Genomic DNA, 10,513 nt, shown 5'->3' with positions numbered 1-10,513 from the left:
CGATTGACTCCAAGCTCTGCTGAAGCCGCGTGAAGTGAGAGGTCCTCATTGTTTTCGTAGAGGGCCACAGCATCACGTTTGAACTGTTCGGAGTACCTAGGCATGGTGGTAGATTACCTTTCTTCCCAACCCAACCGGGCTGGATATCAGGTGTCTACCAAACAGGGGTCAGGTCCGTTCCGATAATCTTTTCCACTCATCCAGAACCATACGAAGCATAGGACCGTATCAAACGTCTTTAACAAAGCGGTGACTCACGATAAGAGTTATCTGGCGCATTGCGCTCGCAGTCCACCGGGATAACGGCTATCCCGGTAAACTAGGATATCAATCTACCAAGATAAACCTTATCCCCAATGCCCCAAGCGCATGAGAGGAGTCAGCTGTGGCAAAAACAGTCGAATTGGAATGGATCCCCGCTGATGGCAGCGGTCTTTCTCGACGCGCCAAACAAGGAGGTAAGTATCACGCTTTCGTTCCCGATCCACTTGCAGGCATGTCGTTGAAGCTTCCGTCCGAGCTCTCGCGACGTATCGTTCGCATCGAGCGGGAGATTCACAATCTTGGGATGAGAGACAATACCCATTCCCTTGAAGGCGTTGCGCGACTCCTGCTCCGTTCTGAGGCCGTCGCTTCCTCCCGGATCGAGGGAATCGCTCCTAACTCCGACAAAGTGGCCATGGCGATCCTCGCGCGTGAATCAGATTCCGGAATTCGGGGTTTCAAAGAATCCGCAACAGCTGTCGCCCGCAATGTCGCCATCCTCGACACCATCAATGCAGACTTGGCTTACAAAGACGAGCTAGTCCTGGATGACATTGTTGCAATGCAGACAGCGCTCGTTGCAGAAAAGCCTTTACAAGGAGTACGTACTACTCAAAACTGGATTGGCGGGTCTGACTATCACCCCATCGATGCAGCTTTTGTTCCCCCGCCTCCCGTGCAAGTCCCAGAACTCCTCGATGATCTCATTGAATACTTCAACGGGGCAGACCACGCCGCGCTCGTTCAAGCAGCGCTCGTTCATGCACAGTTCGAGACCATCCACCCATTCCCGGATGGGAATGGGCGCGTGGGACGAGCCATGATTCACGCACTTTTGCAGCGCAGAGGGCTCACCGATGCTGCGGTTCTCCCTGTCAGTATGGTGCTGGCAACGCTCGGTGACCGTTACGTCGACGGACTCACGAAATTCCGCGAGGGTGACGTGCTGGCATGGATCTCTTTCTTCGTCGAGGCTGCACAAGTCGCCACCACCAAAGCAGCTGAACTTGCGGATAGCGTCGCCGCCCTAGAAGCAGAATGGATGGACAAGGTCAATCACCACCGCACTGCGCAAGGAAGCAAGCGCGCATTGAAATCGAATTCGACGGAGTTCCAACTGCTCAAGAAGCTTCCCGCCATGCCTTTGGTCACGGTGCCCATTGTGAAGTCCGAGCTGGGGATTTCATCGACAAGCACGGCCCGAGACGCGCTCGATTCACTCACCGAGGCTGGCATTCTGCGTAAGAAAGTCATCGGTGCGGGCGGGCTTCTCGGTTACTTCGCTGACGATGTTTTCATGTTGGTCGACGATGCTGAACGCCAACTCGCTTCGACGCAGTTTAATACTCGGCTTTCACCTCCGACCAACCGAGCAGTTCCAGCCCTTCGCAATAAATAAGCAGTAATCAATAGTGGTCACCTACTTCGTTTCCTTACATAAGGCAAAGCGTCGTGCTGATGCGACGCTGCAGGAGGGGGCATCGGAAAGCTCAAAAGAGACCGTCACTAAAAGTGACGGTCTCATCATGACGCAGGTTAGGTGCCCTTGACGTTGAGGATCTGGCGCAGGGTGTGCTTGACCTCAACGAGCTGGGCGGCATCAGCCATCACGCGGTCGATGTCCTTGTAGGCGTCCGGAATCTCATCGACGAACTCGGCGCCGGGACGATAGACGATGCCTTCCATGCGTGCGGCAAGATCCGCCTCGGTGAAGCGGGCCTTGGCCTGGGTGCGCGACATGACGCGACCCGCGCCGTGCGGCGCAGACTTGAGGCCCGGCGGGTAGCCCTTGCCTTCCACGACGTAGCTAGTGGTGCCCATCGAGCCGGGGATGAGGCCGCGGTCGCCTTCGTCCGCCTTGATGGCGCCCTTACGCGTGAGCCACACATTTTTGCCGTAGTGGCTCTCACGTTGGGTGTAGTTGTGGTGGCAGTTGATGCGCTCGAGCTCGAGGGTCTCCCGGTCTGCGCCGGCCCAGGTGGCGACGCAGTCGAGGAAACGGTCCATCATCTCATCGCGGTTGAGCAGCGCAAAGTGCTGTGCCCAGTGGAGATCCGCAATGTAGGAGTCGAACTCTTCCGTGCCCTCGACGAGGTAGGCCAGGTCCTTGTCCGCGAGCTGGATCCAGTGCTTCTCGCAGTGACGCTGCGCGGCCTTGATGTGCTTCTGTGCGATCTTGTTGCCCACGCCGCGCGAGCCAGAATGCAGGAACAGCCAGACGCGGTCCTCTTCGTCGAGGCAGAGCTCAATGAAGTGGTTACCGCCGCCCAAGCTGCCCAGCTGCTGACGCCAGTTTTTGGAGTGGCCGAGATCCACGCCAGTGTCCTGGGCCAGCTGCGAGAGCTCGCGCGTGCGGGCCTCGGTGCGCGGGTCCATGATCCAACCGTTGTAGTTTCCGGGCGAGAGCGGAATGGAGTCTTCGACCGCGGTGCGCAGGTCCTCGAGAGCGAAGTCCTGGATGTCCGCGTGGGTGAGCCCCGTGCGCACGGCAATCATGCCGCAGCCGATATCCACGCCGACGGCCGCCGGGATGACGGCGCGCAGCGTGCCGAAGACAGTGCCGACCGAGGAGCCCTTGCCAAAGTGGGCATCAGGCATGAGCGCCACATGTGGGTAGACGAAGGGCAGGTCAGCGACGAGTTGTGCCTGCGCCACCGTCTTGTCTTCAACAATGGAGGCGAAGTTGTGCAGGCGCATAAGAGAGCCTTTCTCTGCGTTTGCGTAACGCAGTTCGTGAGAAAGGGCCTGCTTGGGCGGCTGACTTATAAGTTGTGCGCGCGGGTCGCGCGGCTGGCACCAACGTCCGGGATAAGCAGGGCCGCTTTCCCGGGAAATGGTCAAGTCAGCCTGTTAGAAGAGTTGCTTAAAGAGGCGTCCTAGCGGCTGATTGTTATGGGTCATCATCGCGGTTCGCCTCCTTTATGCTTTCTTGTTCTTCTTCTTTCGGGCTGTTAGTGCTGCGTGTGAGCCTACACGATCTACGCGATTTCTACATGCGATTGATGATGCAAGGAAATTCAACCAGCCACGAAAACTTGACACCGTCCATTCAACCGCATTCACTGCCTGCTCATTTGTTCGTCCGTCTGGCGGGGTGTCGTGCGCCGTGACAAGCTTCGTTTAATCGTTCAGCCCGCCTCGCCCTAGTCGAGAGTGGGCTGGATCTTTATCTGGGTTATGCAGCAAGAGTGCACTGGGCAAGGCCGACGTCGTGGTCGCCGGCGGCATCGACGAGCGCTTCATCTCCCGCGCCAACGACCCGAACGAGTCCGAGCTACACTCCCTGCTGTGGCTGCGCTCCCCGCTGTACCTCGGCTCTGCGGGCCACAGCGTGAAGGCCGCGGCGCTGACCTCGCTTGGCTTCGGCCACGTCAGCGCACTCATCGTCTACGCCCACCCCGGCGTGTTCGAGCAGGCCGTGTCCCAGCAACGCGGGGCGGATGCCGCCGCCTCCCGGCACAGGACGCCAAGGCCGCCGAGATTGCCATGCTTCTCGACGACTCCGCGCGCCTCACCGATGACGGCACCTACCCCTCCGCCTAAGGCGCTAGTCCCCTAACAGCAAGCCTCTAGAACAAGCCGAGGACGTCCGCTCAGAAGCGGGCCTCCTCGGCGTCATTTCCCTTGCCGGTTGGCTCATCGCTGATTACGAGTGGTCAACCAGGGCCACGACGGTTATGGGGTTTGGATTCCTAGTCTCAGCACTGATTAATAAGCGCGGGCAAGAAAAGGCCGCTGGCCACCGCCAGGTTTCGGAAGAATCTGCGCAGTGACAGCGTTTGGGCAGTTAGGAGCGCTCCCCGGCTAACTGCTTTCCCAGGTGCAGTAGCCATGCGGCGATTATTATCGGGACTCATCTGACGCTCTCCTGAAAGAAGCTACTCATGACCCAACCTCCGTATCCGCCGCACACTCCACCCCCAGGCCCCGGTCAGCAGAGGCCACACCAGCACGGGGGACCGCAGCAGAACCCCTATGCCAACCAGACTTTCCCACCCTTAGGCACTCCCCATAACAATCCTGGCGGCGGTTACGGAGCTGCCCAACCCCAGCCAGAGCCACCAAAGAAAAAGTCCGTCGTTGGAATCATCGCCACGGTTCTCGCCGTACTGGGCACAATCATCGCCTGCATCCCCGGCATCTACGCCGCAGGCTGGATCCTTCTCCTCGCAGCGCTTATTGCCGGCGCGGTCTCACTTTTCCTCAGCAACCAGTCAACTGCGTGGGGAGCAGTCGCCCTGATCATCACTGTGGTGGGCAGCTTGATCGCCTCGGTAGTCTTTTTCTTCTTCATGGCCGCAAAATTCATCGGGTCGCTTCCGGACACTACGCAAACACCCGAAATATCAAGTTCTGTCGTGGGCACGACGGTGCGCCCCTGGGATGAGGAGGAGACGCTGGACAGCACGGGCTCTCCCACCCCAACAGCGACGGAATACTACGAAAGCGTTCCTGATGAGAACGGAAACCAAGTCATTGAAGAAGGCACGCCCGGTTCGCGTTCTAACCCGCTACCGCTCAACACGACGCTGGAAGGGCCGGAATGGCACGTGGATGTCAGCAACCTCAACTTCGATGGCACGGACGAAGTCATGGCCGCGGACCCTTCCTACAAGCAGCCAGACGAGGGGAAGAAATACCTGGTCTTTGATTTGACCTTGACGTACGTGGGCAACGAGACCGACGCCGGCTCGGAAATGGCGTTCCTCTACTTCGGCCCCGGCGAGGAGTCGAATGGGCAGCCCCTCATGTGGGATGTCAATGGGTTTATCGACGTAGACACTCCCTTCCAACCGCAAGAGAAACGTACCGGCCGAGTGGCTGTCAGCGTCCCTGAGAACGGCGCGGAAGACGGCACGTTCGGCATCGTCGTGCCGGGCACCGAGATTCCCTTCCACCTCGCTCTGAAGTAGACCTACATCTCTGCCGTCTCGTCCTGTGCCTGCCGCGCGTTATCTGAAATCTCACGCGCCCTCTGCTCTAGGCTCTCTTGGGCGCGGGCCTGGGCTTGGGAGGAGCTATCTGAGCGCGGCGGGGCTTGGATAAAACGCTCGGAGTGTAGCCCCAGCTGCAGTTCCTTGGCACGCAACACCTCAGCATCAATCTTGATGCCGACGATGAGCACGGTGTTCATCAACCACATAGCCATGAACACCGCCATGACGGTGCTTAGCGCACCATAGGCGCTGGCCGCAGCGAGGTACTTCAGGTAGAGGCCCACCAGCCCCCAGGACACTACTGTGCCCACGAGCGCCACCACCGAACCATAAGTAATCCACCTAAAGCGCCCAGGCCGCACGTTGGGGCCGAAGTGATAGAGCACTGCAATGAGCGTGAGCACCACGATCACAGTGACGGGAAAGCGCAGCCAGTTCCACACCGGAAGGAAGATTCTTACCAAGTACGTGGCGGTATCTTCTAGCCCTACGTTGCGCGCGAGCGGAATCAACCCTTCGTTAAGAACAGCATCACGCAGCAAGTTGGCAAAAAGCACGATGACCGCGCCCACCACGATGACTGCTGTCAGCCCCCACATCAGCGCCCACGTGCGGATGATCCCGCGGCCTTCCACCCGGCCGTACACGGTATTGGCAGTGCGCGAGAAGGCCCGCACATACGCCGACGCTGAAAACAGCGAAATGGCCAGGGAAATGATCAGTGCCAACGTGCCCTGCGCGCTAGAGCCGATGATCGTGCCGACGACCGTATGGGCTTGCTCAGAAAGCGAGCCAGGGACGTACTGTTCGATGAGCTCTGAGGTCAGCTGCTCCACTTCCGCTTGGCGGGAGGAGAAGATGAGCGTGGCAATGGAGTAGGCGGCCAGTACCGTGGGCGCAAAAGCCATGAGCGTGAAGTAGGTCATCCCGGCGGCACGGTCCATGAAGGCATCGTGGAAAAAGTCATTCCACGTGCGGCGGATGATCAGCCCCCAGCTCTCCTTGCGGAGCCGGTTGTCCCTGGAGAAAGGGTCGCGTTCCTCATCGTGGCCCTGGACCTCAAGGATGGTCGAGCTCTTAAACGGCACGATGGTCTCTGGCTCTTCGGCCGGAATAGCGTTGCCGCCAATCTCCTCTTCGCTCATATCTGACCAGCGTATGCGGCACAGCCCGCATTCAGGGGAAGGACACTCGGGCCACAGGCTAAGCCGTGGTTACACTGGGAAAGCATGACTGAGAAGAACACCGAGAACAAGATCAACGTAAAGTCCTTCGAGCTCGACCACCGGCTTGTCGACGCCCCCTATATCCGCGTCGCCGACCGCACCGACCTGGGCGGCGGAGTCGAGATTATCAAGTATGACCTGCGCTTCTGCCAGCCCAACAAGGAGCACCTCGGCACCGAGGCAATCCACTCGGTGGAGCACATGATGGCCAACTTCATGCGCAACTACACCAACAAGCTCATCGGTTTTGCCCCGATGGGCTGCCGCACCGGCTTCTACGCCATCACCAACGGCATGGAGCAGGACGAGCTGCTCCGCGCCGTCGAGGGCGCACTCAATGACATCCTCAACGCCACCGAGGTTCCCGCCGCCAACGAGGTACAGTGCGGCTGGGGCGCCCACCACTCACTCGAGGGCGCACAGGAGGCCGCACGCGATTTCCTCGCGGCCAAGGATGAGTGGCTCAACGTCATGGCCTAAGCGGCGGTGAAAGCTTGGGGCAATGGAGCCCTAACCGCTAGTGCTCGAGGCGTCGGATCTGGATGCGGGAGAAAAACAGCCCGGCGACGCCGAGCCCCAAGACGCTCGCCATTAAGGTGCAGCGCGCTGCGCTGAACTCCGCGAACAGGCCTGGGACCAACAGCATCGCCACCGCGCAAAGAAGGGCCGAAACAAAGAGGAGGATGGCAAAGAGTACGTCTTTGGGGATGTACATGCGAGGTCCTTTCTGGGCGCCTAGTGTTTGCGGCGGCGAGCTAGCAATTCAACGCTATTTTAAATATTTCTCACTTATATTTCTACCCCTAGCCAGATGGGCTCCGGCTCCAGCGTCACCCCGAAGGCCTTCTGTACCCCGGCGCGAATCTCGCGGGCCAGCGCAACGATGTCGTCTGCGGTGGCCTCACCGCGGTTGGTCAGCGCCAGGGTGTGCTTAGTGGACAGCGTTGCCCGCGCTCCTGACTCTTCACCCGGGTAGCCCTTGGCAAAGCCGGCTCGCTCGATGAGCCAGGCGGCGGAGAGCTTTTCCTTTCCTTCTCTAGATGCGGTGCCGCTTGCCGGCACCGCATGGCGCGGCATGCGGTCAGCATCCTCGTCGCCGCGGGCGGCGCGGACTGCTTCCTGGATGGAATCGGCAACCTTCGGTTCCACGATGGGGTTGGTGAAGAAGGAACCGGCTGACCAGGTGTCGTGGTCTTCTGGGTCGAGCACCATGCCCTTGCCGCGACGCAGCTTCAGCACTTCCTCACGGACTTCCGCGACCGGGCGGCGCTCACCGGGGTTCTGGGTGAGCTGGCCAAAGCGCAGGGGTGTGGACAGTCCATCGGTGGTCAGCTGCAGCTCAATAGCCAGCACCACGCCGCGGCCGGTGAATTTCAGGTTGGAGTAGCGATACGCCAGCTCCAGGTCCGCGGCCGGCACCCACGTCGCGGTGCGGGTAGCGCGCTCGTAGAGGTAGACCTGCGTGAGGACGTCGGAGGTCTCCGCGCCATAGGCACCGACATTCTGCACCGGCACGGCACCCGCATTGCCCGGGATGCCGGAAAGGCATTCGATGCCGCCCAGACCGCAGTCCACGGACAAAGCCACGACGTCATCCCATACCGCGCCCGCATCAGCGCGCACGAGGCCGTTGGCCACGGTGACATCGATATCCTCGAAGTCGAGCACCACGACCACGACATCCAACTGGCCTTCCGCCACCACGAGGTTGGAGCCGCCGCCGACGACGAGGTAGTCCTGGGAGGCGTCGTCAAGCGCTGCTAACGCAGCAATTGCCGCCTCAGCGCTGGCGCAGCGCACCGTCACCAGCGGTGCACCACCGATGCGCAGCGTCGTGAGATCGGCGAAGGTGGTCTCGGAATCCAGCGTGACTCCGTCAATGTCAGCGAGGGTCAGGAATTTATCTAGCACGTCTACCAAGGTAGTCTGTAACTCATGTCAACCCGTAGCGAAAACACCGTTATCATCAACCAGCCCATCGATAAGGTGCACAAGGCACTGACCACTCAGGAGTACTGGGACTTCATCGTGGCCAAGCTGTCCCCGGAACCGGGTACCGTGCACGAGTTCACCGGCAACACCGCTGTGCTCTACGAAATTCTTCCGACCTCCCTCCTTCCGGAGGCCGTTCGCGCCATGGTCTCCCAGGATCTGAAGGAAAAGCGCACCGTGACCATCGGCGAGTTGGTCGACGAGCAGATTTCCGTCTCCTTCACCGCTGACGTCAAGGGCACCCCGGTCGACTTCAAGGGTGACATCACCTACAAGGCCCAGGATGAGACCACCGTTCTGGATTACGTCACCGAGGTTTCCGTCAACATCCCGATGATGGGCGCTGCCATCGAGCCGAAGGTCGCTGAAGCTCTGCAGGAGCTCTACACCAACGAGGGCAAGCTCACCGAAGAGTGGATCTCCAACAACCTCTAAACAACTCCCTACACCACAGTTGTTGCCATGGCCGATCACGCGCATAACCTGAAGGCTCAGGAAAGCGCTGGTCGGCCTTTTGGCGTTGTTACCCGCGGCACCACCAACCCCAACCGCCTGCGCCGCTGCGATCGGTGGATGGTGGCGCACCCGGAGATCTCCTCGCTGTTGCGCTCCACGAGTAAGCCGCTGGCTCTCGACGTCGGCTACGGCGCTTCCCACACCACCACCGTGGAGTGGGCCGGCTGGCTGCGCAGCGTTAACCCGCATACCCGGGTAACGGGCCTAGAGATTTCCCCCGAGCGCGTCCTGCCGCCGCGCGATGGTGTCAGCTTCGAGCTCGGCGGCTTCGAGCTTGCCGGCTACCGCCCGCAGCTGGTGCGCGCCTTCAATGTGCTGCGCCAGTACGACGTCGACCAGGTAGAGAAAGCCTGGACCACGGTGACCTCACGTCTTGCTCCCGGCGGGTTCTTCGTGGAGGGAACCTGCGACGAGCTGGGACGCAGATCGGCCTGGGTGCTTCTCGACGCCTCCGGCCCGCGCACGCTGACCCTCGCCTGGGATCCCTTCGACGTGGAGCGCCCCAGCGATATCGCGGAGCGCCTGCCCAAAATCCTCATCCACCGCAACGTGCCGGGTGAACCGATCCACGAGCTCTTGCAAGCGGCCGACGCCGCCTGGGACCGCGCCGCCGGCTGGTCTCCATATGGCCCGCGGGTGCGCTGGCGCATGGCGCGCGAAGAACTCCGGCAGACAGTCCCCATCCACCCGGTGAACCGCCGCCTGCGGGACAACGTTCTCACAGTGGATTGGGACCTGGTAGTTGGCCAACTTTAATCCAGTGCGCCACACTAGTAGTCATGGCTTCTTCTAAATCTCCCGCCTCGACGGCCTGGAAAATTTTCATCGGCGTACTGGTGACGCTCCTGCTCATCATTTTGCTAGCTGAGCTCGGCCTGCGCTGGTTCTTGGGTTCTCAGATGAAGAGCCAATTTACCCAGTCCGCCAAGGAGCAGGGCGTGGAGACCTCCGAGGAACCGGAGGTGAGCTTCGGTGCCAGCCCCATGGTCTTTGGTTTGCTCAACGGCAAGATTCCGCAGATGGATATGAAGACCCCGTCCACGCTGAAGATTGAGGGCACCACCATCACCGGCCAACCGGCCGCTGATGTCCACGTCGAAGACATGACGCTGTCCAAGGAGCCGGTCGCGGGCACGCTGCGGGCTTCGACGACGGTGCCGGATCAGTTCCTGCTCGCCAGCTTCCAAAAGGCCATTGCTGAGCAGTCTGGCTATGACGCCTTGGGCAACCTGGTAGTCACCGCGATTACCGCCAACGATGCCGAGGATGACCTCGAGGTGGAATTTGCCGGTGGCCTGGCCACGCTGTCACTCAAGCCGGAGGCTCGCGACGGCAAGCTCGCCATCGATGCGAAGGAAGCATCGCTCTTCGGCTTCGACCTGCCCGAGCAGGCGACCTCCGCGATCTCGAATGCCTTGGCCGAAGGCATGGAGGAACAGCTCGCGGGCCAGCAGCTGACCTTCGAGTCCGTGGATGTTGGGGCTGGCGAACTCACGCTCACCCTCATTGGCCACGACGTTCCGATGAGCGAACTCGATTCCGCCACCGCGCCAGCACAGCAGGCACCGGCTAATTAAG

General features: G+C 60.5%; 12 protein-coding genes. 7 read left to right on the top strand and 5 right to left on the bottom strand.

The genetic code is table 11. The features are described 5' to 3' along the window. On the bottom strand, positions 1 to 104 hold a 104-nt coding region (locus tag FME68_RS13550), incomplete at its 3' end, for a transposase (protein ID WP_491523153.1). Between the two features lie 281 nt (positions 105 to 385). Between FME68_RS13550 and FME68_RS13085 the strand changes: the two genes are divergently transcribed. Then, the gene (locus FME68_RS13085; RefSeq protein WP_046647824.1) at positions 386 to 1,663 is read left to right on the top strand and encodes a Fic family protein; all 1,278 of its coding nucleotides are present in this window, start codon (positions 386 to 388) and stop codon (positions 1,661 to 1,663) included. Between the two features lie 137 nt (positions 1,664 to 1,800). Here the strand turns inward: FME68_RS13085 and FME68_RS11025 are convergent, their stop codons facing one another. Next, entirely contained in the window at positions 1,801 to 2,961 is a 1,161-nt protein-coding gene (locus tag FME68_RS11025) for an RtcB family protein (RefSeq protein WP_070561552.1), read from the bottom strand. A gap of 514 nt (positions 2,962 to 3,475) precedes the next feature. On the opposite strand from FME68_RS11025, the gene FME68_RS11020 reads away from it, so the two are divergent. Together FME68_RS11020 and FME68_RS11015 are read left to right on the top strand one after the other, a co-directional pair. Further along, positions 3,476 to 3,823, top strand: a complete 348-nt coding sequence (locus FME68_RS11020) for a hypothetical protein (protein WP_158397569.1) — start codon at positions 3,476 to 3,478, stop codon at positions 3,821 to 3,823. 325 nt (positions 3,824 to 4,148) lie between these two features. Then, positions 4,149 to 5,177, top strand: coding sequence for a hypothetical protein (locus tag FME68_RS11015; RefSeq protein ID WP_158397568.1), 1,029 nt, complete (start codon positions 4,149 to 4,151; stop codon positions 5,175 to 5,177). A 2-nt stretch (positions 5,178 to 5,179) separates the two neighbouring features. Here FME68_RS11015 and FME68_RS11010 read toward each other — a convergent pair whose 3' ends face one another. Next, positions 5,180 to 6,346 carry a YihY/virulence factor BrkB family protein gene (locus FME68_RS11010; protein WP_158397567.1) on the bottom strand — a complete coding sequence of 389 codons (1,167 nt, stop codon included), beginning with the start codon at positions 6,344 to 6,346 and terminating at the stop codon, positions 5,180 to 5,182. Positions 6,347 to 6,430: 84 nt separating this feature from the next. On the opposite strand from FME68_RS11010, the gene FME68_RS11005 reads away from it, so the two are divergent. After that, entirely contained in the window at positions 6,431 to 6,907 is a 477-nt protein-coding gene (locus FME68_RS11005) for an S-ribosylhomocysteine lyase (RefSeq protein ID WP_046647829.1), read from the top strand. Positions 6,908 to 6,944: 37 nt separating this feature from the next. Here the strand turns inward: FME68_RS11005 and FME68_RS11000 are convergent, their stop codons facing one another. Together FME68_RS11000 and FME68_RS10995 are read right to left on the bottom strand one after the other, a co-directional pair. Then, the gene (locus FME68_RS11000; RefSeq protein ID WP_070682411.1) at positions 6,945 to 7,142 is read right to left on the bottom strand and encodes a hypothetical protein; all 198 of its coding nucleotides are present in this window, start codon (positions 7,140 to 7,142) and stop codon (positions 6,945 to 6,947) included. Between the two features lie 74 nt (positions 7,143 to 7,216). Continuing rightward, the gene (locus FME68_RS10995) at positions 7,217 to 8,338 is read right to left on the bottom strand and encodes a UDP-N-acetylmuramate dehydrogenase (RefSeq protein ID WP_328287826.1); all 1,122 of its coding nucleotides are present in this window, start codon (positions 8,336 to 8,338) and stop codon (positions 7,217 to 7,219) included. A gap of 24 nt (positions 8,339 to 8,362) precedes the next feature. Here FME68_RS10995 and FME68_RS10990 point away from each other — a divergent pair, with 24 nt between their 5' ends. The 3 genes from FME68_RS10990 to FME68_RS10980 are packed head-to-tail and all read left to right on the top strand — an operon-like array spanning position 8,363 to position 10,512. Next, entirely contained in the window at positions 8,363 to 8,854 is a 492-nt protein-coding gene (locus tag FME68_RS10990) for a DUF2505 domain-containing protein (protein ID WP_046647832.1), read from the top strand. Between the two features lie 27 nt (positions 8,855 to 8,881). Further along, the gene (locus FME68_RS10985) at positions 8,882 to 9,691 is read left to right on the top strand and encodes a class I SAM-dependent methyltransferase (protein ID WP_158397565.1); all 810 of its coding nucleotides are present in this window, start codon (positions 8,882 to 8,884) and stop codon (positions 9,689 to 9,691) included. A 23-nt stretch (positions 9,692 to 9,714) separates the two neighbouring features. Then, on the top strand, positions 9,715 to 10,512 hold the full coding sequence (locus FME68_RS10980; RefSeq protein ID WP_046647834.1) for an LmeA family phospholipid-binding protein: 798 nt from the start codon (positions 9,715 to 9,717) through the stop codon (positions 10,510 to 10,512). Position 10,513: the final 1 nt, after the last annotated feature.

Origin of the sequence: Corynebacterium hiratae, assembly GCF_009708045.1 — a bacterium.
Classification (GTDB): Bacteria; Actinomycetota; Actinomycetes; order Mycobacteriales; family Mycobacteriaceae; genus Corynebacterium; species Corynebacterium hiratae.
Note: the sequence above shows the minus strand (reverse complement) of the source record. Positions and strands in the feature narration are given on the sequence as shown.

Excerpts from the sequence above, each read along its gene's own strand:
- FME68_RS11025 (WP_070561552.1), bottom strand. The coding sequence starts at position 2,961 with ATGCGCCTGCACAACTTCGCCTCCATTGTTGAAGACAAGACGGTGGCG.
- FME68_RS11015 (WP_158397568.1), top strand. The coding sequence starts at position 4,149 with ATGACCCAACCTCCGTATCCGCCGCACACTCCACCCCCAGGCCCCGGT.
- FME68_RS11010 (WP_158397567.1), bottom strand. The coding sequence starts at position 6,346 with ATGAGCGAAGAGGAGATTGGCGGCAACGCTATTCCGGCCGAAGAGCCA.
- FME68_RS11005 (WP_046647829.1), top strand. The coding sequence starts at position 6,431 with ATGACTGAGAAGAACACCGAGAACAAGATCAACGTAAAGTCCTTCGAG.
- FME68_RS11000 (WP_070682411.1), bottom strand. The coding sequence starts at position 7,142 with ATGTACATCCCCAAAGACGTACTCTTTGCCATCCTCCTCTTTGTTTCG.
- FME68_RS10990 (WP_046647832.1), top strand. The coding sequence starts at position 8,363 with ATGTCAACCCGTAGCGAAAACACCGTTATCATCAACCAGCCCATCGAT.
- FME68_RS10985 (WP_158397565.1), top strand. The coding sequence starts at position 8,882 with ATGGCCGATCACGCGCATAACCTGAAGGCTCAGGAAAGCGCTGGTCGG.
- FME68_RS10980 (WP_046647834.1), top strand. The coding sequence starts at position 9,715 with ATGGCTTCTTCTAAATCTCCCGCCTCGACGGCCTGGAAAATTTTCATC.